Annotated in this window: 18 protein-coding genes; 8 read left to right on the top strand and 10 right to left on the bottom strand. The window is 50.0% G+C overall.

Features of this window, described 5'->3' with window-relative positions:
- The first annotated feature begins 8 nt into the window (after positions 1 to 8).
- Positions 9 to 983, top strand: a complete 975-nt coding sequence (locus tag DXV75_RS07455) for a nucleoside hydrolase (RefSeq protein ID WP_115592767.1) — start codon at positions 9 to 11, stop codon at positions 981 to 983.
- 18 nt (positions 984 to 1,001) lie between these two features.
- On the opposite strand, the gene DXV75_RS07450 is transcribed toward DXV75_RS07455, so the two are convergent.
- Genes DXV75_RS07450 through DXV75_RS07440 form a run of 3 tightly spaced genes read right to left on the bottom strand, consistent with a single transcriptional unit; the run spans position 1,002 to position 4,955 of the window.
- Entirely contained in the window at positions 1,002 to 2,087 is a 1,086-nt protein-coding gene (locus tag DXV75_RS07450) for an S-methyl thiohydantoin desulfurase family protein (protein WP_115592766.1), read from the bottom strand.
- Positions 2,084 to 3,658 carry a hydantoinase/oxoprolinase N-terminal domain-containing protein gene (locus DXV75_RS07445; protein ID WP_115592765.1) on the bottom strand — a complete coding sequence of 525 codons (1,575 nt, stop codon included), beginning with the start codon at positions 3,656 to 3,658 and terminating at the stop codon, positions 2,084 to 2,086. Before DXV75_RS07445 ends, DXV75_RS07450 begins: the two co-directional genes overlap by 4 nt.
- Before the next feature lie 10 nt (positions 3,659 to 3,668).
- Positions 3,669 to 4,955, bottom strand: a complete 1,287-nt coding sequence (locus DXV75_RS07440) for a purine-cytosine permease family protein (protein ID WP_115592764.1) — start codon at positions 4,953 to 4,955, stop codon at positions 3,669 to 3,671.
- A 154-nt stretch (positions 4,956 to 5,109) separates the two neighbouring features.
- On the opposite strand from DXV75_RS07440, the gene DXV75_RS07435 reads away from it, so the two are divergent.
- Positions 5,110 to 5,607, top strand: a complete 498-nt coding sequence (locus DXV75_RS07435) for an Lrp/AsnC family transcriptional regulator (protein WP_115592763.1) — start codon at positions 5,110 to 5,112, stop codon at positions 5,605 to 5,607.
- Positions 5,608 to 5,620: 13 nt separating this feature from the next.
- On the opposite strand, the gene DXV75_RS07430 is transcribed toward DXV75_RS07435, so the two are convergent.
- On the bottom strand, positions 5,621 to 6,358 hold the full coding sequence (locus DXV75_RS07430) for a SapC family protein (protein WP_115592762.1): 738 nt from the start codon (positions 6,356 to 6,358) through the stop codon (positions 5,621 to 5,623).
- On the bottom strand, positions 6,355 to 6,984 hold the full coding sequence (locus DXV75_RS07425; RefSeq protein ID WP_147291808.1) for a hypothetical protein: 630 nt from the start codon (positions 6,982 to 6,984) through the stop codon (positions 6,355 to 6,357). Before DXV75_RS07425 ends, DXV75_RS07430 begins: the two co-directional genes overlap by 4 nt.
- 327 nt (positions 6,985 to 7,311) lie before the next feature.
- Here DXV75_RS07425 and DXV75_RS07420 point away from each other — a divergent pair, with 327 nt between their 5' ends.
- The 3 genes from DXV75_RS07420 (at position 7,312) to DXV75_RS07410 (ending at position 11,366) form a co-directional block, all read left to right on the top strand.
- Positions 7,312 to 8,649, top strand: a complete 1,338-nt coding sequence (locus DXV75_RS07420) for a GH1 family beta-glucosidase (RefSeq protein WP_115592760.1) — start codon at positions 7,312 to 7,314, stop codon at positions 8,647 to 8,649.
- A gap of 121 nt (positions 8,650 to 8,770) precedes the next feature.
- A complete protein-coding gene (locus DXV75_RS07415) occupies positions 8,771 to 10,300 on the top strand; it encodes an MFS transporter (protein WP_115592813.1) in 1,530 nt (509 codons plus the stop codon).
- A gap of 61 nt (positions 10,301 to 10,361) precedes the next feature.
- Positions 10,362 to 11,366, top strand: a complete 1,005-nt coding sequence (locus tag DXV75_RS07410; RefSeq protein ID WP_115592759.1) for a LacI family DNA-binding transcriptional regulator — start codon at positions 10,362 to 10,364, stop codon at positions 11,364 to 11,366.
- 4 nt (positions 11,367 to 11,370) lie between these two features.
- Here DXV75_RS07410 and DXV75_RS07405 read toward each other — a convergent pair whose 3' ends face one another.
- The gene (locus tag DXV75_RS07405) at positions 11,371 to 11,814 is read right to left on the bottom strand and encodes a DUF3859 domain-containing protein (RefSeq protein ID WP_115592758.1); all 444 of its coding nucleotides are present in this window, start codon (positions 11,812 to 11,814) and stop codon (positions 11,371 to 11,373) included.
- A 129-nt stretch (positions 11,815 to 11,943) separates the two neighbouring features.
- Between DXV75_RS07405 and DXV75_RS07400 the strand changes: the two genes are divergently transcribed.
- The 3 genes from DXV75_RS07400 (at position 11,944) to DXV75_RS07390 (ending at position 14,422) form a co-directional block, all read left to right on the top strand.
- Positions 11,944 to 12,231 carry a YebG family protein gene (locus DXV75_RS07400; RefSeq protein ID WP_115592757.1) on the top strand — a complete coding sequence of 96 codons (288 nt, stop codon included), beginning with the start codon at positions 11,944 to 11,946 and terminating at the stop codon, positions 12,229 to 12,231.
- Between the two features lie 122 nt (positions 12,232 to 12,353).
- Positions 12,354 to 13,094 (top strand): ABC transporter ATP-binding protein, encoded by a 741-nt coding sequence (locus DXV75_RS07395; RefSeq protein WP_115592756.1) that lies wholly within the window; start codon positions 12,354 to 12,356, stop codon positions 13,092 to 13,094.
- Positions 13,091 to 14,422: an ABC transporter permease gene (locus DXV75_RS07390; RefSeq protein WP_115592755.1), complete on the top strand. Its 1,332-nt coding sequence runs from the start codon at positions 13,091 to 13,093 to the stop codon at positions 14,420 to 14,422. The genes DXV75_RS07395 and DXV75_RS07390 overlap by 4 nt, the downstream gene beginning before the upstream one ends.
- Positions 14,423 to 14,471: 49 nt before the next feature.
- On the opposite strand, the gene DXV75_RS07385 is transcribed toward DXV75_RS07390, so the two are convergent.
- The 4 genes from DXV75_RS07385 to DXV75_RS07370 all read right to left on the bottom strand — a co-directional run bounded on the left by DXV75_RS07385 (position 14,472) and on the right by DXV75_RS07370 (position 22,061).
- Positions 14,472 to 15,470, bottom strand: coding sequence for a LacI family DNA-binding transcriptional regulator (locus tag DXV75_RS07385; protein ID WP_115592812.1), 999 nt, complete (start codon positions 15,468 to 15,470; stop codon positions 14,472 to 14,474).
- A 56-nt stretch (positions 15,471 to 15,526) separates the two neighbouring features.
- Positions 15,527 to 16,855, bottom strand: a complete 1,329-nt coding sequence (locus DXV75_RS07380; protein ID WP_115592754.1) for a glycoside-pentoside-hexuronide (GPH):cation symporter — start codon at positions 16,853 to 16,855, stop codon at positions 15,527 to 15,529.
- Between the two features lie 17 nt (positions 16,856 to 16,872).
- A complete protein-coding gene (locus DXV75_RS07375; RefSeq protein WP_115592753.1) occupies positions 16,873 to 18,216 on the bottom strand; it encodes a GH1 family beta-glucosidase in 1,344 nt (447 codons plus the stop codon).
- A 308-nt stretch (positions 18,217 to 18,524) separates the two neighbouring features.
- The gene (locus tag DXV75_RS07370; protein ID WP_115592752.1) at positions 18,525 to 22,061 is read right to left on the bottom strand and encodes a PKD domain-containing protein; all 3,537 of its coding nucleotides are present in this window, start codon (positions 22,059 to 22,061) and stop codon (positions 18,525 to 18,527) included.
- Positions 22,062 to 22,108: the final 47 nt, after the last annotated feature.

Here is a 22,108-nt window from a genome sequence, read left to right as displayed (position 1 = left end):
TATTTATCATGTTTTGCTTATTTTCTTTAGGCTGGCGTAAGGTCGCGTTCATACTGGGTATGTTTGCCTTTGCATCCCAGGCCGCGGTGCCGGTAATTTTCGATACCGATATTGGCAGCGACATCGACGACACCTGGGCGCTTTCCCTGATCCTGAAAAGTCCGGAGCTGGACTTGAAACTGGTGACCACCGCGACGGAAGAGCCGGTTTACCGAGCCAAAGTGGCGGCCAAGTTTTTGGAGCTGGCAGGGCGAAGCGACGTACCAGTAGGCATTGGTATTGCCAGTGAGGGCAGTGCGGAATTCCAAAAGCCCTGGGTGGAAGGGTATCAGTTGGCTGATTATCCGGGCGAGATCGCTGAAGATGGGGTTGGCAAACTGATTGACGTCGTGCGCTCTTCTGCTGAAACCGTCACCATTATTGTCGCCGGGCCAATGCATAACATTCAGGCTGCCCTTGAGCGCGCACCGGATATTGCGGGCAAGGTCAAACTGGTGGGTATGCATGGCAGCATTGACAAGGGCTACGACGATGCACCTTCGGCCGAATACAACGTGCAAAATAATGTGCCGGCCTTTCGGGCCGCTCTGCAGGCACCCTGGCAGGGCTTTACCATAACTCCGTTGGATACCTGCGGTGACATTGTGATCGAAGGCCCCTTGTTTGCCCGCCTGAAAGCCAGTGAAGATGCCCAGTTGCAGGCCATTTTTACCAATTTTGAAATTTGGGCCGATTTGGTGACTTTCACCAAAGTGGATTACACCGACAGGCACACATCGATTCTGTACGATTCGGTTGCGGTGTATCTGGCGTTGCCCGAGCATCCGCTGCTGCCCACCGAGACCATGGCCATTTCCGTGGATGATGAGGGTTTTACCCGGCGTGATCCGGCGGGTTCGGTGATCCAGGTGGCCATGCAGTGGCAGGATAAGGCGGGTTTCTACGAGTGGATGACCGAGCGGTTGTTGTCTCAGCCCCACTGACCGTCACCCGCCGATTGATCAGGCTTGCAGCGGCAGATAATCCAAATCAAAACCAAATGCCCGCGGTGAAACGGCCTTCAGGGCCGCCTCGCTGCGGTAAAACTGCGGGCAACCCACGGCAAACACAGCCACGCGCTGGCCGTATTTCAGTCTTTCTGCGTTGATGGGCGTACCGGTTTCGTAATCACACAGCACAATCAAATCCGGCACCGTGGCCACAACCTCATCGCCAATGCGGGCGATCAGATATTCGTTTTTGATTGCGATCTGCATGGCCACCTGTTGATGATCAAACGCATTGATGGTGACGCTACCCACATCGTACCCGCCAATAATGCTGGTGGCCTTGTCGGTGACTTTGCCGGTGTACAGCAGGCGGCAGGTGCCGTAAACCGAATTGGCAAAGGTATCCTGCAAATGAGGTAGCAGGTTTTCTGCATTGCCACGGTGTTTGCGCAGGGTTTCTCCGAGCCTGATGGCAAAGCTCAGGGTACCGGGAATGATGGCCTTTTTGATGAATGCACCAGTCATGGGGTGTTCAGCCGCCGTGATCATGCCTCCGGCTGCCATCGCAAAGCTGCGAATGTGGCGCTCATAGGTGCTGGTGTCTGCGGTATCAAACCTCGCCGTGTTGCCGGCGTAGTCCCGTGCTACCGCCGGGGTGGGTTTGGCACCGGCAATGGCGTAAGTCATCATTTGCGCTTCCGGTAGCGCCCGGCCCATCCCATCGCCGTCAATGACCGGCACACCCTTGGCTGCTGCTGCCATAATGGGCAGCAAAGAATTACCCCCGCCGACTTCAAAAGAAGCGACTACATCCACCTGGTTTCCGGTCGCCTGTTCGTAGGCGGCCAGTGTGGCGGAAGCTTCTTCAATGGAAGGCAAAAGCTCCAGGCTCACCGTGGGAGCTCCGACGGCGCCTACTGGCACAACGTGGGCGTTATCGTCTATGTCGTCCACCTTAATGAGCGTAACCGGGCCAAACTCCTTGAGTACCTGGCGGGTCAGAAGCATCGGCAGGTAAGGGTCACCGCCACCGCCAGTGGCCAAAAATACCGAACCCAAACTCAGGTCTTCCAGTTGGTGTTCATAGATCTTGTTCATGCACGTTGCTCCCTAAGCGATTGGCTGCCCGGCAGGGTGGCCACTTCGCCGATAACTTTCACTCTTAACCGGTAGACGCCCTGTTCCATGTAAGGTACTTCGGTCTCTTCAATGTCGGCCACCCGAATGGTGGCGGCATCGGCACCGGCCGCTATTGCCCTTTGTCTGGCTTCGCCGGTGACGTCATCGATGGCTTGCTGTCGGCCATTGCTGCTATAGGATTTGAGGGCTTCTGCCTCGCCGCCAACCTGGGCAATGGCTGCGCCGATGGCGTTAGCCACGCCGGCATGTTCCGGCCGAACCAGGGTAGACGCCGCTTGCAAGCCGTCCTGGATGAGGATGGCACCACCGCCAACCAGAATGACCGGTACCGGTTCGGCATTCGGTTTCATCATGTCGATGTTCTGATCAATCAATGTCTGCATGGAGGCTCTTGCGTTTTCAATCAGAGCAGGGCTCAGGTGCGAAACCAGAGTGGGGTCGCCGACCCCGGCTAGCCCGGCGGCCACAACAATGTCGGTAGCGGTCAGGGTGCTACCACCAAATACCAGCCCTTCCTGCACCAAACGGTGGCCGACAGACTGTGGGCCAACCCTGTTGCCGTCTTCGCTGACCAGGCTGCCGCCACCCAGGCCGACCGCCTGAATATCTGGCATGCGGAAATTGGTGCGTACTCCGCCCACGGATACCACCAGGTTGGATTCGCGGGGGAAACCGTTTTGCAGCACGCCGATGTCTGAGGTGGTGCCGCCAATGTCAACCACGATGGCATCCTGTAATCCGGTTAGCTTGTAAGCACCGCGCAGCGAATTGGTTGGCCCTGAGGCGAACGTTAAAGCCGGGTATTGTTTGACGAAATCAGCGCTCATCAGTGTGCCGTCATTCTGGCTGATGAACATGGGGCAACCAAAGCCATGCTCTCTGAGCGCCGAATGAAATGCTTCCACCACCCGTTGAGCGAAGGGCAGTAATGCGGTGTTGAGAATGGCGGCGTTCTCCCGTTCCAGTAACCCCAGGCTGCCAATTCGGTGGGAAAGGGTCAGATTCACGCCGGGAATGGCGGCTTGCAGTTTGGCCGCCACATAATGTTCGGGCTCAGGGTTCATAGACGAAAAAGCAGACGCAATGGCAACATTGGTCAGGCCTTTGGCGCGAATATCGGTAATGATGTCATCTATTTCGCTGTCGTTCAGTGGCGCCAGCGGATGACCGTCGTACAGATAGCCACCGTGGCACAGATAGATGTGCCGCCCCACTGCATCGGCAATGTCGTCGGGCCAGTCTGACAGGGGTGGAAAGCCATTGCCTGAGGGTAAGGCTATCCGAATGATCGCCACTTCAGCCAGTTCTTTGCGCTCCACCACGGCATTGGTGAACTGGGTTGTACCGATCATAATCGACTGGATTTGGCTCTTATCGACCTTTGAGGTTTGCAGTAACGCCGACAACGCAGCCATGATGCCGGATTCGACATCGGCAGTGGTAAGAGACTTATGGGTGGCAAGAATACAATCGCCATCCAGCAAAACGGCGTCAGTGTGGGTTCCCCCAACATCAATTCCAATTCGCATGTGATACTTCCTAGGGTTTAACTTGAAGAGCGGCTGCCTGGTGGCGTGCACTTGCTCGGCACAGCAAAAAATACACTGCGGCGGTCAGCAACATGGCGTCCAGCGCTGCCACCTGGGTGACACTGGGCAGGGCAAAAAACTGGGTCGCCACCGCAAGACCTGCGCCCGCCAGCCAGGCCACCAGGGCGGGCCAATGAATCTGTTTTTTAATTTCGGTATGTGAATACTTACTTTTATTTATAAGGTAGTAATCACAGGCGATAATGCCGCCAACCGGAATGAATATGGCGGTCAGTACCGAAAGAAAAGTAATGAAGTAATCGAGCACATTGACAAACGCTGCCACCATGCCGAGTACACCCAGCACGAGCGTGACGGTACGCTCAGAACGTAGTGAAAAACTCTCCGAAATCGCCAGTTGGGCACTGTAAATATTCAGCGCATTGAGGATCCAACTTCCGGCGATGACCACAGCCAGCACCGCAGAGCCAATGCCCAGAGCGAGCAGAACTTCGAGAATGTCATCGGTAGCAAAGGCCGCAGCACTGAAAGCGGCAATCAGGAGTACCAGCGTTTGTACCACCCCATAAGACCAGAATGCTGTGTGCACACCGCCGCTGAGTTGGCGGCTGAAGCGGGTAATGTCCGGCATAATGATGGCGCCGATAATGATGACGCCGACAATCACACTGACGCCATCACTGAACGACAGATGGGCGGATTTGCTGACCGACAGCCACTCAGAAATGCTGAGTTGTTGTGAAGAGGCGAACGCTATCCAGGCGGTGATAGCAATCATGACGGGGACCAGATAAGCGGCCAGCCGATTGATGGCGCTGAAACCGTACAGCGTAGTAATGGTCATACCGGTGCCGGCAATGGCTTCTATCAGAACAGGAGCGAATTCCTGCCCCAGTGTGGCCAGTGCCACCTTGTTAACAGAGGCTGAGAACAGGTCCAGATTAACCCCGAACCAGCCAATCAGTGACAATGCAAAGGCCAGATTGAGCACGGAAGCACCACGGTGGCCGAACACGGTTTGCGCCAGCTGATAGGAATTCAGCCGGGTAGCTGCGCCTATTGTACCTACCAGGCCGCCCACCACGGTGAGCAGAATGGCGCCCACAATCACAGCCATTAAGCCTTCATACAAGGACATGTCATTGTACAGTTCAATGCCGGTTACAAAGGTGGGAATAGAAAAGCTGACCATGGCGGAAACCGCCGCCACTCTGGGCCAGGACACCAGTTGGGATGGTTCAACCGGGGTGGATGAATTGTGATGAGAAGATTCCAATGAACGGCTCTGGTATCAAAATAATGAATGGCTCCAGTGTAAGTAAACTCGTCAGAAATATCTCACTGAACTGCCATGCTTTTCAAAAAGGCGCTTTTTGTTTAGAGTCCCTGATCAAAATTTCCTTTCGCTCAAATCCGTTAACGGTGACGCTGTGACCAAGAAAACCCTCAGGCTGGATGACTTTAACAAGAAGATCCTGGCCATCATCCATAAGCAGGCGGATATCTCAAATCAGGAACTGGCAGACCGTGTTGGACTGTCACCCAGTGCCTGCTTTCAGCGTAAGAAGGCGCTGCAGGAAGCCGGTTACTTTTTTAATTTTCATACCGAGATGGATCTGGATCGCATTTGCGAACATGTGCTGGCCTATGTGGAGTTTTATCTGCAAAGCAATACGGGCAGGTTCAAGCAGGCTTTTGAATCCGCCATTCAGGACATCCCGGAGTTTATGGACTGCTTAAGAGTCAGCGGTGGCAGCGATTACGTCTCTTTCAGCTGCTTTCCCGATATTGCCACGTTGCGCAATACCTGTGATGAACTGGCCGCCCGTGAGGAATTGGGTATTACCCGGGTAGAGGTGAGGCCCATTCTTGAACGCACCAAATGGTACCTGGGCTACCCTATTGAAAAGCTAAAATGGATTGATTAAGGCCAGTCAGGGTTCAGCGGCTTCGATTGGACTGACTGAGCAGGCGGTTATTCTTGCGATCCACCAGTTTACTGAGGTTGCTGGTGGAATTGGCAACACAAACCGCTTTAGAGAGGTAATCGTGGCGGGCCAGTTCCTCTAGCACAGCGGGTGACAGCAGGCGCAACCGTGCTTCCGATATCGTAAAAGCACCACTGAAAACGATTTGCCTCCCGTCAATGAATTCTATTTCAAACTGCAGTGGCTCCAGTAAACCGGATTGTTCGAAAGCTGTCATCATGGGCGCAAGCATCTCGGCACCCAGGTGCACATTTACCAGCAATTCACTTATTTCTTCAAGATATTCGCTGGGTCTGCCACTGCCGATAAACAGGCGGGTGGCACCGTCGCGGAGCACTCTCGGGTCGTCTTTGTCGATAAGTACAACGGGTTTGCAAGTGGAGTCATTGGCACGAAAGCCTATTAAAAATGGCCCTTTGCGCATCACCATAGGAATGTATGGAGCATCCCATTTACCGTATTCGTCAATAAACAGGTTTTCCTGTTCTTCAAACCCCAGCAACGCCACAGGAAACAGGCGATGGGTTTCGTGATGTTTGCGAAACACAATTGGGTAATCTTTTTGAATCTGATTCAATTCATTGGGCAATACCATAACCGCGCCCGCGTTGTACCCAAGCTGAGGGTAGTATTCGGTTCTTACGCCCATCGTTCTGTGGGTTAAGGGGCTCAGTGTTTCAATCTGGCTCATACCGTCATTTCACTCAGTTGCGCACGGCGTTTACTGCGCCTGTACTCAGGCTGCGGATTTGTGGGAATTTCAGGCAGCACGATGAACGGGCTTGTATCCGGTTCCAGATTAAGCTCGGGCAGACAATGCGGATTGTTGCCATACAACGCAAGCGTAACGGGATGCGGAGGCACCATTGCGCACTTTTGGGTGTGTGAAGGTGTACCTTTCAACCGATCAGTATTGCGGCAAATGAGATGAACCCCTGAATCGCTTTTAACAACCTCGAACCCTTCTGGTCGACTGTCTGATGGATTGTCTGGGGAACAGCCGGGCTTGCGCCAGCTTGAAAACAGATTACCCGGATTGGTGTGGGCCTGCTCAGCCACCAGGGATTCACATTGCCAGTTGAGCGCCTGTTCGAGAGCGGGGCTGGTGAACAGTTCCTGTTCCTTCATAAGCGTATCGTCATTAATGGCACGCAGACTTGGCAACCAGTTCTGGTCGACCCAGCTATCAAAACCTTCGTGCTGGCGCCGTGTATAATGGACTTTTTTGTTTACTTCAGTGTGCAGATAGACCGGTTCCGGGCTGTAACGAGCCTGTTCACCTTGCATCCTTTCAGTATGTAAATGGTTGGTGCGCATACCGATCCTTTTGGCAGTGTTTTGAGAAACCGCTTTCTCAAAAATGTATTCCAATAAATCGGATTGGTCAATAAATTTGCTCACATTTTTTTTACATCTGGGTTTTTTATAACCGGTTTTGGAGTATTAAGCATGGTTTTCTTGATTTTTATGGTGAAATATTCAGCAAATTTAATTTTTTGCCCATGAAGTGATAATTCATAAATGGAAAGCGCTTTCTATATTAAAGGTGCGCATGCTATAAACAATGTTCCACGGAGGTACCGTTGATTGATGCGTTTGGCTCCGGGGCATTCGCCGAATTGAGGGAACAGCAGAACTTAAGCTATGAAACAGATTGAACTAGGCCCCGAATCACCGTTGAGAAAAAAGCGCTTTTTGTATGGCGTTGCAACTGCCTCGTTTCAGATAGAGGGTAGTGCCGATACTCGTTTGCCCTGTATCTGGGATACGTTTTGTCGTCAACCGGGCAACATTTCCGATGGCAGTAATGGCGATATCGCCTGCGACCACGTGCGATTGTGGCAGCAGGATTTAACTCTGCTTACCACCCTTAGGGTGGACGCTTACCGGTTTTCGGTTTCCTGGCCTCGGGTCATGCATCAGAATGGTGAAATTAACGAACAGGGCATGGCATTCTATGTGAGACTGCTTAATGCTCTGAATCAATTGGGCATAAAACCTTTCGTTACCCTGTATCACTGGGACTTGCCTCAGCACCTTGAGGATGCCGGGGGCTGGCTGAATCGTGAGACAGCCTATCAGTATCAGCGTTATGTGGAAGCCGTTTGCCTTGCATTTAGAGGCAAGGTCTATTCCTACGCCACGTTTAACGAACCTTTTTGCAGTGCGCATCTGGGGTATGAACTGGGTGTGCATGCGCCGGGAAAAACCGGGCGTCGTAACGGTCGCCAGGCTGCACATCATATCCTGCTGGCCCATGGGCTGGGTATGCAGACGTTGCAGCGACTAAGCCCCGATACCCTCAATGGGATCGTGCTGAATTTCACCCCCTGTTATTCTGCTACTGAAAGCCAGGATGATATTGAAGCTGCTGAAAAGGCAGATCAATACATCAATCAATGGTATCTGATGCCGGTTATGGAAGGCTGCTATCCGGAAATTTACCGACAACTGCCCCCGTCGGAGCGACCGGATGTTCTGGCAGGAGATATGGATATTATTTGTCAGCCGCTGGACTTTCTCGGTATCAACTTTTATACACGGCTGACTTACTCTGCGCCCTTGTCGCCGGGCGAATTTTACACCGAACATGAACACCGCTTTCCGCAAACCGACATTGGCTGGGAGATTTACCCTGAGGCACTGACGGATTTATTGCTCACGCTGAACCTGCGCTATCGTCTTCCTCCTGTGTACATCACCGAAAATGGTGCAGCGGTGGAAGAATGTTTTGAGCAAGGAGAAATTGACGACAGCCAAAGAACCGCTTACTTTGAACAACATCTGCTCGCACTTGAGGCAGCAATGGCGCAAGGCGTGGATGTACAAGGCTATTTTGCCTGGAGTTTGTTGGACAATTTTGAGTGGGCCGAAGGCTTTTCAAAACGTTTTGGGCTGGTGTACGTAGATTACGCGTCCCAGCAAAGAATCATCAAACACAGTGGCAAAGCCTACCAGGCCCTGCTTAGCAGTCGCGTGTAGTTTACGTGTATCCGGTGGTTTCATCCAAACCGCCCGGAGTTGGCTGCCTGACACTGGCCAGCTCTGCTATCGCACGATGGACGTCGCGTACCCGGTAGAGTTTGAAAAGGAAGCCACTGCAGTGAATACATTACCGATACGCGAGAAGCTGGGGTACGCCATGGGAGATGCTGCGGCCAACCTGGTTTGGCGTGGTGCCCTGGCCTATCTTGCAGTTTTCTACACGGACACGGTGGGCCTTGCGGCTTCGGCGACGGCGTTACTGTTTCTGATTGTTCGTCTTTCGGATGGTGTGACAGACATCATCATGGGCATGATCGCCGATCGAACCACTACTCGCTGGGGCAGGTTCAGGCCCTGGATCCTGTTTTCCACCCCATTTCTCGCGCTGTTTATGGTGTTGTGTTTTTCTACCCCCAGGCTAGGGCCAACCGGTAACCTTGTGTACGCTTACGTGACTTACATAGGTTTGATTCTGGCCTACACGGCAAACAATGTGCCTTACTCTGCCCTTATGGGAGTGATGACGGAGAATGACCGGGAGCGCACCAGTCTGTCCGGATTCCGGTTTGCAGGTGCTTTTTTGGGCGGATTACTGGTAATGGGTTTTTTACCTTCACTGGTGGCTTACTTCGGCCAGGGTGATTCGGCCAAAGGGTATCAGAACAGTATGATGCTGTTCGCTGCACTACTGATGGTTTTTATGCTTATTACGGTGTTCAGTACCAAAGAGCGCATTGTGCCGGTAGCCCAAAATAGCCGGGGCCATGCGCTGCGGGATTTACTGCGCCAGTTACCCTACATACTGCTGCCGTTAACCGCAATTTCGGCTTTCATTTATTATCGCAATGTTTATACCGCTTTGATATTGGGGCTTATATGCCTGATGGGTTACGGCTATGTACGAAAGTGGCTCCATACTCCCAGCAGTGAACTTTCAAAAACCAAGCAGGATGTGGTTGATCTCATTACCAACAAGCCCTGGTTGATCCTGCTGGCAATGGGGTTTCTGACCATGATGTTCAACGGCATAAAATACGGTGTTGTCGCTTACTACTTTAAATACCTGGTTGGCGATGCCGTGCTCGCCGGTGAATATTTTATTGCTTTGCTGGTAGTGTCGGTGTTTGGCGCACTCTGTACCCGGTATTTGGCCGATCGGTTTGGCCGTCGCGGTCTGTTTGTGTTGTCGCTGGTTATGTCGAGTGTGCTAACCTGCGGATTTTACTGGGTGCCAGCCGATAATCTTGCTGCTGTGTTTGTACTTGGCTGCGCAGCAGAGTGGTTCGCTGCCATGATGCCAACTTTGTTCTTTTCCATGCTGGGGGACGCGGCGGACTATTCCGAATGGAAAAACGGCCGGCGGGCTACCGGCCTGGTTTATTCTGCGGGAACATTTGTGCAGAAGGCAGGCAGCGGTTTTGCAGGGGCTTTGGTGCTTATGGTGCTGGCTTACTATGGGTACAACGGTCTGGACCCGGCTTCGGTGGCTCAGGCTAAGCCGGGAATGATACTGCTGATGAGTTTTATTCCGGCAATATTTGGCTTTTTGGGGGCCGGACTGATGATGTTGTACCCAATATCGGAGCAGCAACAAATTCGTATGACCGAAGAATTAATTACACGTCGACGTCAAAACGTGGCGTTGTAAACACAGGATATATGCAGACTGGACGTCCCAGCCCGGCGGTTCAGTGACGAAGAGGTTATTTATGGCTACCATTTATCAGGTTGCAGAACTGGCGGGTGTTTCACTTTCCACGGTATCCCGTGTCATCAATGGCCGAAAAACAGTGAATCCGGAACTGCGGGAGAAAGTTGAACAGGCCATGCGCAAGTTGAACTACCGGCCAAACTCGGTGGCTCGCTCTCTGGCTTCGAGCCGTTCAGACAGTGTGGGGTTACTGATTTCGGAGCTGGATACTCCGTTTTTTGGTGAGATGATGCAGGCCGTCGAGGCCACACTTCGCGCGGCCAACAAGCACGTGATCATTACGGTTGGCCATAACAACCCGGAGCAGGAACTGGACGGCCTGGAGTTTTTGATCAGTCGAAACTGTGATGCACTGATCATGCACGTAGAAGCACTGAGTGATGATCAACTGAGGCAGATAAACCAGGATCGTATACCCATCGCACTGGTTAACCGGGTTGTGGAAGGGCTGGAAAGCCACTGCATTACACTGGACAACGAGATGGGCGGCTACCTTGCTACCCGGCATCTGATTGATCTCGGTCACACACAAATTGCCTGTATTGCCGGCCCGGGAAACAAGCAGGATGCGGTTAAGCGGTTGGAAGGCCATAAGCGGGCACTCAAGGAAGTGGGGTTGCCGTTTAAGGCCTCGCTGGTGTATGAGGGGGATTACACCGAGGTAGAGGGAGTCAACGGATTTAAGTGGTTAAGCAGGAAAACCGCGAATTTTACGGCGCTGGTTTGTGCCAATGACTGGATGGCGTCCGGTGCCATCAGTGCGGCCCGGGAGGCGGGGCTTTCTCTGCCTGAGGATCTTTCCATCATAGGCTTTGACAACGTGCTGTTTGCCCATCACCTGTTTCCCAAGCTGACTACCATCAAAAACCCCATTTATCAGATGGGGGAGATGGCAGCCAGCGCGGTATTGCAGCGGGTCTATCGGCAAAAGGTTGTGGTGCAGAACACCTTTATTCCCGAACTGGTCGAACGGGATTCCGCGATCCCATGGGTACAGAAATAGTGGCCTAAAACGGGGCCCTGAATTTTCTGCGGGCCCAAAACTGGGCGCCTTCGTAAGGTAGCTCAGCTTCAACGCAGAACGTTTTGTCGGCAACGACGTTACCGTCAAGTTCCAGGGTCATTCGCCAGTTGCCAAGTTTATTGTTCAGTGGCTCCCACAGGGTATCACCCAGATAGAAATCCCAGTCGTTGCTGCGTACGTACTCGAGCCCGTCGAACGGCGCCATGGGCTGGCCTGACTCATCGGGGATGCCGGGGTGATAAATGCAGTAGCGCATACGTGCATTTTTGGCCCGCTTGATGTTGACCACAAACCCGAATTCAATGTCCAGCTGAGCCGGTATTTGGGTAGTAAACTCCCGGATTTTGGGCAGGGACTTGTTGTCTGCATCCCATTTTGTATAGATACCATAGCTGACCAACTCGACGATGGGTTTATGTTTTGCCATCTTCCCCCCTTTTCTGCCTGGCAGTAGCAACCGGAAATGCGGCTATTTCACCAAAGTTAAAAATACCTGTTTATTTATACAGTATTCTTTGCTACGTTATAACCACATTCACCAGATAAGAGCACAAATATGGCAATTATTACACAGTACGTTGTAACGCATAATGGGGTGGAAAAATTAGTGACCACAGATAAGAAAGCGGCTGATCAATACGACAAAATGCTGGAGGCGGCGGACAACCTTGCTGGTTACATTCAGGCCAAGGGTATTAAGCTCGAGGCTGACCAAGCGGAAGAACTTTCCATATTGCTGGCGAAGAACAAGGATGTGATTCAGAAGTTGTTGAAAGGAGCTGCACTGGATAGCGTACTGGAAGAAGACGCCGCTGAAGTTGTGCGGCTGCAGGCAAACGGATAACCACCGGGCAGGTGGGGTAAACCGTTCAACAGGCTGTCAATGTGGTCGGGCAGCATTGAAAGAACCGTTTGGGAACTGTTATAACAGTCACAATAAGTTTGCAGAGCAAGACCAAACCATAGATGCCCGACTCCGTTTCTGAATACACCAGCCCGATAACCCAAAAAGCTGAAGGTCATGAATTACCTCACTCTGCAATTGAATTGAGTGATGTATCATTTCAGTATCCGGCAGATTCATCAACGGTGGTTGATGTGCCCTGCTGGCGTGTGGCGAAGGGGCAGCAGCTTTTTATTGACGGGCCTTCCGGAACAGGAAAAAGCACATTGCTAAACCTGATTGCAGGAACTCTGCAACCTTCATCAGGTACTATCCGCATTCTTGGTCAGGAGTTTTCCTCTCTGTCGTCTGCACGCAGAGACAGAATACGCGCACGGCACATCGGAGTAGTGTTTCAGCAGTTCAATTTAATCCCGTATCTTTCGGTAAGCAAAAATATAGAAGCGGCGGCGCATTTTGCCGGTAAGCTCGATAGTTCGGTAAAACCCCACATTTTGGAATTGTTTGAGCAGCTGCGCTTGCCTTCCAAATTACAGAATCAACGGGCGGATACACTGAGCGTAGGGCAACAACAGCGGGTTGCCATTGCCCGGGCGATGATCAACCGCCCGGAAATTCTGATTGTTGATGAACCTACGTCGGCTCTGGATGCGGCCGCCAAAGATACCTTTATGCAGCTGTTGCTCAGTTCTGCACGTGACTGCACTCTGGTATTTGTCAGTCATGACATTGCACTGGCGGAGTACTTCTCCCACAGGTCATCCATACAGTCCATCAACCGTGCTTCCGAGGGATTAATGTGATTGGACACATAGCAATTTCCAGCCTCATCAATCGCCGGGGGTCAGTAGCGTTGACACTGCTCTCGATTATTATCAGTGTCAGCATGCTGTTGTCTGTTGAGTTGATTCGCAACCAGGTGAAAGACAGCTTTACCCGCACAGTCTCCGGAGTTGATTTGATTGCAGGTGCGCCGACCGGGCAGTTAAATCTGTTGCTTTCCACAGTGTTTCGGTTAGGAAACCCTGCAGGCGGAATAAGCTGGCAAAGTGTTGAAGTACTGCTGCAAAACCCGAACGTAAAATGGGCAATACCTCTGTCTCTGGGTGATACCCACGAGGGTATTCGGGTGGTTGGCACCACCAACGACTATTTTCGTTATTTCCAGTACGGCAACCGGCAGTCGCTGGAATGGCACAAGGGGCAGGGATTTGATCAGCCGTTTGCTGCTGTTCTTGGGGCAGATGCCGCTCAGCGACTGGGTTATACCCTGGGAGATACCTTGTTTCTTTCGCATGGGTTGGCTTCAGTAAGCTTTCATCAGCACCGCAGCCATCCGTTTGTGGTAAGCGGCATACTAGCCAAGACCGGTACTCCGGTCGATCAGGCAATTTACGTCACTCTGCAGGGGCTGGAACAGGCCCACGATGCCCCAGTACCCAGTTTAAGTATGCGTAAGCCTTCAGATAGCCAAGCCAAAACTGCAGCGGAACATGATCACGAACATCACGACGATGACGGCGACCGGGCCCATGCTGAAGCAGAAGCCACAGGTATAGAATGGGAGCCGGAAGCTTCGCCCAAGCAGGTTACAGCCGTAATGTTGGGTTTGAACAACCGTGTCGCTGCACTCCAACTGCAGCACCAGATAAACCAGTACCAGCCGGAAGCCTTGCTGGCGATTTTGCCCGGTGTGGCCTTGGCGGAGCTGTGGCAACTGATGGGGAATTTCGAGCGACTTCTGTTGGTGATATCCGGGTTGATATTGGTTGCATCGTTGTTGGGGCTGGTGACCATGCTACTGGCTTCCATGCGGGAGCGACGCCAGGAGATTGCGATTCTCAGAACCATAGGTGCTGGCCCGGGAGTGATTTTGTGGCTTATTCAGGCGGAGGCGTTACTGGTGAGTGCATTGGGCTGCATGCTTGCCATGCTGGTTGTAACCCTGATGATGAAATTGGGTGAAGACTTTCTAAGCCAGGAATATGGCCTGTTTGTTACCGCATCATTGTTCCAGACACCGGTGCTGAGTGTTGTCACCATTGTTATGGCGGCGACCTGGCTATGCAGTCTTATCCCGGCTTTAGCCGCGTATCGCCAGGCATTGCACAGCGGGCTTACACAACGCTAGTGCTGATTTTGTCGGTGGGTTGTCGCTCCCTGTAACCACAGCAACCCATTCAGTTGCGTTTGGTGGTTCCTCTAACCACCAGATGTGGCTCCAGCACATGGGACATGGTCATTTTGTGATCGCCGTAAGCGTGGTTTAGGATCCATCGGGCCGCCATGGTGCCAATGTCGCGTACCGGGTAATTAATGGTGGTTAGCCCTGGAGTCAGATAGCTGGCAAAATCAATATTATCGTAACCAATTACCGAGACGTCTCTGGGAACGCTTCTGCCCATGGTAGCGAGTGCATTGATGGCACCGCAGGCCATCTCATCGTTGGCGCAGGCAACCGCAGTATAGTAGCAGTCGCGACGGGCCAGTTCCCGGATGGCATCTTCACCCGATTTGGCCTGGAAGTTACCTTCAACGGTCAGCGATTCGTTGTACTGTAGTCCAGCTTCAGCAAGTGCCTGTTTATGCCCTTCCAGCCGGTTGACACTGTCCGCTTTGAACATGGCTCCTGCCACGTATGCGATGGAGGTATGGCCGAGTTCAATCAGGTGGCGGGTAGCCAGATAACCGCCACGAATATTATCGAGGCTGATGCAATGTTCACCGATTTCCTCAATATAACGGTTTACTACTACCAGGGGGACATCCTGTCTGGCAAGGTTAATCAGGTAGTCGTCGCTTACCGCTTCTACGTGCAGGATAAGCGCGTCGCAGCGTCTGCTCAGCAGCGCTTCAATTTCCTTCTTTTCAGTCGATTCGTCTGAGTGACCGGTGGCAACGAACATGTGTTTGTTCGCTTTACGCAATACCTGTTCGGAGCCAGCCATCATGCTGCCGAAAAAAGAGCCATGCAACTCAGGAACCACGTACCCCACGGTGTTGGTTTTGTTGGATGCCAGGGATGCGGCCAGTACATTGTGCCGATAGCCGAGGTCGGCCATGGCATCCATTACAAGTTTTCGGGTGTTTTCTTTGACGCTGTCAGCATTATTGATGACCCGCGATACGGTTGCGGAAGAGACCCCTGCCCGCTCACTGACTTGCTTGATTGTGACCATATTGCTGTTTTCCTTTTGCACATCGGTGGCTTTTTCAAACATCCGGTGCAATGGCCCTAGCTCTGCCTGAGCGAGGCCAACTGTTTCTGAATCGTCTGTAAAGTGCGACCGTCTAGTCTATACCAGTGCATCAGAAGGGCAACGATTATTGATGCGACAGCAGGGTATACACAGAAAGACAGCGTGATGCCTTTGGCGACATTGGCGCTGTAGGTGTTAGCCTCGTAACCGTAAAAGGCTAACAGCCAGCCTGCCGTGGCACCGCCCAGAGCCAGCCCGACCTTGATGAAAAATACCACCGTTGAATAGGTGACGCCGGCCATACGCACGCCGGTTTTTGCTTCTCCGTAATCCACAACATCGGCAATTTTCGCCCACAGCAGTGGAGTGGCCATCTGCAGAAACAACCCCCACAGGAAATGCAGTGCCAGTGATGCAAACCAGGCATCGGCGGGAAGCAGATAATTGGTCAAACAGATCGCTGCGCTGATCACTTGCAGTGATGTGTATACCCTGACTTTGCACAATCGGCGGGCTATGGGGGCGGCGAGTGCGCAACCAATAATATTGCCAACCATGCCGGTAGTTACAAACAGGGTGACATCGTCCGGGCGCTGCAGAACATATTTAACGTAATAAATCGCCAGCGTATTGCGCAGTACCATTCCGGTGAGCAGAACCACAGCGACTGCGCATAAAACTCTGCACTGGTCATTGTCCCACAGAGATTTGAGTTGCCCTTTCAGGCCCAGGCTGATGTCGCTGGCAGGCTTGAGGCGTTCGCGGGTACCGGCAAAACAGAGCAAAAACAGTATCATGCCGACCAGACTCATGGCCATCATAGTGCGCTGATAGCCTAATGCCTGGTTGCCGTTTCCAAACCAGTCAACCAGCGGCAGTGTAAAAGAGGTGACCAATAAGCCACCAAACATGGCAAATACAAAGCGATAGGACTGAATTGACACCCTTTCGTTGGGGTCGTTACTCATTACGCCGCCCAGTGCGGAGTAGGGTATGTTTATGGCGGTGTACATCAGCATAAGCAGGGCGTAGGTCGCAAATGCATACAGGTAGCGGCCCTGCTCAGTAAGCTCTGGTGAGGTGAACGCCAATACGCTGCAAATCGCGAAAGGCAGCGCCAGCCAGAGCAGATAAGGCCGGTAAGAACCCCAACGGGTGCGGGTGCGATCGGCCAGTGCGCCCATCAGCGGGTCGGTGACCGCATCAAACACTCTGACAATCAGGAACATGCTGCCAACGGCAGCGGGAGCCAGCCCGACGATGTCGGTGTAGTAAAAGGTCAGAAACAGCATTACGGTCTGAAAGATAAAATTACTGGCGGTATCGCCCAGCCCGTATGCAACTTTTTCAGATTTGCTCAGCATCCTGCTACCCGCTGTCGTTACAATGGTTTTCGATTGGCTAACATCTCAGCCAGTGCCTTGGCACTGGACTTTAATGTTCGCTGCTGTGTGCTGTAATCAACATACACGATACCAAAGCGTTTCGCATAGCCTAATGCCCATTCAAAGTTGTCCATCAGGCTCCAGACAAAATAGCCGGTTATTTTAACGCCTTGCTGTGCAGCGCTGGCTACCGCATCCATATGGGTTTGCAAATACCGAATGCGCTGGGTGTCGACCGCTTCACCATTATGCATTTCATCATCACTGGCCAGCCCGTTTTCAGTAATGATAATGGGAGGAAGCGCATAATCGCGATGCAGTTGGAGCAACAGGTCCGTTAGCCCCTGGGGGAACACTTCCCAACCCATAGCGGTGGTTTCGCAATCGGGCGCAGGAGGGAGCTGGAGTGGGTCGTCGCTGCCGTCGTCTGTCACAATGGCCCGGGTGTAGTAGTTCACCCCCAGGAAGTCAATGCTCTGGGCGATGATATCCATGTCACCGTCTTCAATATGTGGCCTGTGGTTCTCAGGCAGTAAGTCAATCAGGGCAGGGTATTCGCCTTTGAGCAGGGGGCGGATGTACCAGTCGTTGAAATGATCGTGCGCCAATTGGGTCGCGGCCAGATCTTTGGATGAATTGGAAGCCGGATAGAAAGGCGTAAAATTGAGTACGATCCCTGACTGTGCCTGGGGTGCAAATTCCCTAAGCTTCTGCATGCCCAGCCCGTGGGCGAGTAAAAGGTGGTGAATGGCCTTTTTACCGAACTGTTTGCCCACTTTGCCTGGCGCATGGATGCCAACTTCATACCCGAGATAGGCACTGCAAAAAGGTTCGTTGAGGGTTGCCCAGGAATACACCAAATCGCCAAACGCTCTTACAACCACTTCGGCAAAGTATGCAAATGCGTACGCTGTCTGGCGGTTTAGCCAGCCGCCCTCATCCTCCAGGTATTGAGGCAAATCCCAGTGATAAAGTGTTACATAGGCCTTGATGCCGCGAGCCTTAAGTGCCACGAGTATGTTGAGATAGAAATCCAGGCCCTGCTGATTGACGCTACCATCGGCTTTGATGATTCGTGGCCAGGAAATGGAAAAACGATAGGCATCCACATTCAGTGAAGCAATCATTTCAATATCTTCTGCCCAGCGGTGAACATGGTCGCAGGCAACCAAGCCGTTGCTGCCGTCGAGTATTTTTCCTGGCTGCTGGCAAAAGCTGTCCCAGATGCAAGGTTCCCGTGTGTCAGCACCGCCCTCAATCTGAAAGGATGAGGTGGCTACACCAATGGTGAAATCCGGGTCAGCAAACAGGGTTTGTGGCAGAGTAAACAGTTTTGTCACAAGGCCGTATCCTCAATGGTTTGGTGCAAAGGCAGAAGGTAACGGATTGGCTCTGCCCCAGTGTGCAGACCTCCAATTATTCATGATTGTAAGCGCTTTCATTTTAAAATGCACCTCAGTGGGGTTATTTTTAGTTATGTGCTGATGGGTTTAAGGATGGATGTGAGTTAACAGGAAGTATTGGACAAATAATTGTGATTAAAAAGGCCCATAATTGAAGATGGGCAAGTTTGATGTCAGCTCTTGTCCAGAATTTTAAAGCGATATTTCTCTATTTGGATCCTGACCATTCCCCACAGATTTTTCCATCAATTGCCCTGACCTGTTTTATATAAGTTTCTGCTAGTTGAGAACACCAGTTGTAACTCCTCGGGCAATTGATTGCACCCCACAGATCCCCTTGAAGAACCAAACCTCCTATCATACTTCAGTTGCTTTGAGGCCCAAACTAGTTCACCACTACTCATATCTATCGCTACAACTTTAGCCTGCTCAGGAGTCCAACCAGTCTCTTCAACTTTCTCAATAGCTATCTCTTTAGTGACCATATATGCCACCAGTCTGGATTGCATTTCATCAGTTGATACACAATAGGTATGGGCTACGTCGAACCTAGTATCTGTATGTGAGGTTTGAAAAGAGTCTGCATTAAAGTCATAGCCAACCCAATCAAAGGTGCTGGGATTACTACTTGTGCTTTCTTGTAGCAAATGAACTTTGGTTTCCTTATCGTTACTAAGTACTCCCATTAAACCTTCATAATCGTGCCTATCAGCAAGCTTTTCTGCGTTTGGTAGTTCCTTGTTTCTAAACAAAATAAATTGGTTACCATCCTGCTTCAAAAAAACAAGATTTACTCCAATCCAGAAAACAACAAAGTTTTCTTGGCCTTGTGCGAAAGTGGCTACTTGAAGGAGATCAGGCCTGTAGTCCAGATTATAAAAAGTAAAACTCGATACTTCCTGTAAGTTCTCTTTAATAAGGATAGTTACTGTCTTTCCCGAAAGCAATAAAACATAACTATCGTTTCCGATATCAAAAAACTTGTATTCGAAATCACCGAGTTGGTTATTTTCTATAGTTACTCCACTATCGATAGCGGTTTTTATTAAGCGTCTATTTCTCTCTTCCCAACTATAATAAACCCCTGCTTCGTAGCTTATATTGTAAAATTCAATGCCTTCTGCAATTGCTAATGGATGGGCTGATTTCTTCGTGATTGAATTATCCTCGTAAATTTCCATCACCCCATTTTTTTGCCCAAATGCGAATTGGTTCTCTGAGATTCTTAAAGGGCTCCCTAAATCACTCGTAGAATAGTCAGTTGTATCAATAATAGTGTCCAAAACCAATTTATCGAGGGTTAAGTCGAGTAGTGAATAGTTAGTAACATATTGATCCGGCTGATCAACTAAGTAGCTTCTACATTCTAAAATTAGCTTTTGATCAAAGCTGCGAACCAACCAACACGAACTCTTCGAGTAAGAAGTGCTAACAGGTTTAATATAATTGAAGTCTTCGATCTCTTGTGTGGAGATATATTGGAAATTTTGATTTCCATATCTTTTGTAAATAGAGATTTGGTTCTGGTTTTCAAGTATATATAAATCAGAACCATCCTCGCTGATTACATATGAAAATGTATCACTGGATATATTAATTGGCTGAATGTGGACTTGAGTTAATCCATTTGGAGTTAAGTCCAATATTCTTATCCTATAACCTGGATTATCCGTAGCGTAGTTAAAATCAATGAATATAATTTCATCATCAGAATATTGATCAGCATTGAATATGTTTAAATCTCTAGAGTTTAATATATTTGCCTCTGATATTAGCTCCATTGTATCTAGTGGTTCCATTGTGTCGCCATTGTAAATACCGGAAAAACTAACTATATCTGGTGTGCCATCTTCGTTAAAGTCACCAAACTTAATGGCAGAATCAGGGTATGGAGTACGGATTTTATTTATCGCATCATATTTAAATTTGTCAGTGAAAATATTGAAAACTCCGTGCTTGGGTTGATGGTCAATTTCAAACATGAAAGTTCCAAAGCTATCCCGCTTCCATTCGTCCAGAGTTGCGATATGGGTAAATTCTGATTGATTTTTTTTAATGGAATAAACGTCTAACTTAGATCTGTCAATAAAATAGAGTGTTTCAGTATTATTTTTATAAACTCCATGGCTGATTGTTGAGTTAGGCAGATTTTGTTCCCAGAGCACTTCTTGAGTTTGTGAAGACAAAATGTGAAATTTGTCTCCGCGCCTTACCAAAAGATCTAACTCCTGATCATCATTCCAATCAAAAACTCCAATAACCTCATTGGGTAATGTATCAATGTTAAACAGCGCATCCGTTTTAGAATCAATCAGCGTTAATGTGTTTTTTACAATTATTTCGTGATCTCGGTTTTTGACTTTCACACTGTAGTTAATGTCCATATCGTATCCGAATCTTGGAACTTTGCCATTCCAGGAAAGTAGGCCAACTTCGTTTATCATCATGCTCACGGGGCCACTGTTAATACTAATCTCAAAGGGGCCATCATCAACAGGGCTCTCAATTGTCACCACATTTTCCATTGGGGTTCCAAATTCAATTTGCTGGGATCCTTCCTTAAAATGCGCTTTTGGTGGATTTTGGCGGACGTGGACATCCGCATAAACTGGAACTGAAGTCAATTCCCCGTCACTGACAGTCAAACTTAGGCGGTAATCTCCAGCGGTGTCGAAATATGTGCTGCTGTTAACAAAGCCGTGATTAGAAAAAGTTACTTTTGCCCCTTCAGGCTGAGAGAGTACCTTCCAGTCGAAATGGAGTATGTCGCCATCGGTGTCTTTGCTCTGAGAAGCATCAAGAGTTAATTCTTGATTTTTGTCTATGAGGTTATTTGAATTTAATACATGTGCGGTTGGGGCGGTGTTTTTTTGATTCAGATACTCTTTATTTATTATTGCTGTATAGGGTACATATGTGCGGGCACTGGTTATTGATGATGTGTTTGAAAATAATGCAATTCCTAGTTTATTTTCATGAGAATTTTCTACGACAAGCGTGTTGGAACCCGATACAGAAATGGTTAAATTTTTAGCTTCGGTTGCTTTTTGGACAGTGTCGAGTAGCACGTATCCGTACTGAGAAAGGAAAATTTTCCCTGTCGCGCTAAATTCTCCGTTTTGCGATGGTAATCCTAATTCCAATTTGAGGAAGTCAATGTAGTACTGCTCCCCTGTGTCTATATTTTCAATCAGAGCTTCAAAGTTGGCTTCGTTTACGGTTTCAGGCCCAAATGCAATTAGGATATCTCCTTTAAACCGATAATTATTCCGGCTATTACTTACAGTTAAATCATCAAACTGGAGTACGCCAACGGAAATTTCTCCTATATCGTTGAAATTCAGAGCTTTTAATGAGCCCTTTCCATTGAGTGCATAGTTGCCTGATGTGCACTGAACGAACTCAAATGAAATTGTGTCTTCAGTTACTTCTCCAGTGACTATCTCACCAGATTCACAATCTTCACTAGGGATGGGCTGATCACTTTCGAGTACCGAGTCAAAGCGTGCGTAGGGTAATTCATTGCTGTACACCAATGCCACTGCCAAATCAGATATTGTAGTGATATGAAAGGCCATATCGTGTGAATTGGTGTGACTTACAGTAGCTTGATTCTTTTTCCCATTATAGAGTTTGAAAAGATATGAAGTTGGTAAATCTTCAGAATTTTCCTTGTCCTTGTCCGTATTACCTAGGCTACTTTCACCAACATTACCACCGCCACAGGAAACTGCAAACAGGGCTACTATCACTAAAAATAACTGCTTTACCCAAATGCTCATTTTTACACCACACCACTACTAGACATCCTTGCGGAGGTTTATCTTGC

The organism is Alteromonas aestuariivivens, assembly GCF_003367475.1.
GTDB classification, from domain to species: domain Bacteria; phylum Pseudomonadota; class Gammaproteobacteria; order Enterobacterales; family Alteromonadaceae; genus Alteromonas; species Alteromonas aestuariivivens.
This window is presented reverse-complemented; position numbering and strand designations above follow the sequence as displayed.

Coding starts and splice junctions, on each gene's coding strand:
- DXV75_RS07395 (WP_115592756.1), top strand. CDS start 12,354: ATGCCCGACTCCGTTTCTGAATACACCAGCCCGATAACCCAAAAAGCT.
- DXV75_RS07380 (WP_115592754.1), bottom strand. CDS start 16,855: ATGCTGAGCAAATCTGAAAAAGTTGCATACGGGCTGGGCGATACCGCC.
- DXV75_RS07445 (WP_115592765.1), bottom strand. CDS start 3,658: ATGCGAATTGGAATTGATGTTGGGGGAACCCACACTGACGCCGTTTTG.
- DXV75_RS07400 (WP_115592757.1), top strand. CDS start 11,944: ATGGCAATTATTACACAGTACGTTGTAACGCATAATGGGGTGGAAAAA.
- DXV75_RS07420 (WP_115592760.1), top strand. CDS start 7,312: ATGAAACAGATTGAACTAGGCCCCGAATCACCGTTGAGAAAAAAGCGC.
- DXV75_RS07405 (WP_115592758.1), bottom strand. CDS start 11,814: ATGGCAAAACATAAACCCATCGTCGAGTTGGTCAGCTATGGTATCTAT.
- DXV75_RS07410 (WP_115592759.1), top strand. CDS start 10,362: ATGGCTACCATTTATCAGGTTGCAGAACTGGCGGGTGTTTCACTTTCC.
- DXV75_RS07425 (WP_147291808.1), bottom strand. CDS start 6,984: ATGCGCACCAACCATTTACATACTGAAAGGATGCAAGGTGAACAGGCT.
- DXV75_RS07455 (WP_115592767.1), top strand. CDS start 9: ATGTTTTGCTTATTTTCTTTAGGCTGGCGTAAGGTCGCGTTCATACTG.
- DXV75_RS07385 (WP_115592812.1), bottom strand. CDS start 15,470: ATGGTCACAATCAAGCAAGTCAGTGAGCGGGCAGGGGTCTCTTCCGCA.
- DXV75_RS07370 (WP_115592752.1), bottom strand. CDS start 22,061: ATGAGCATTTGGGTAAAGCAGTTATTTTTAGTGATAGTAGCCCTGTTT.
- DXV75_RS07430 (WP_115592762.1), bottom strand. CDS start 6,358: ATGAGCCAGATTGAAACACTGAGCCCCTTAACCCACAGAACGATGGGC.
- DXV75_RS07450 (WP_115592766.1), bottom strand. CDS start 2,087: ATGAACAAGATCTATGAACACCAACTGGAAGACCTGAGTTTGGGTTCG.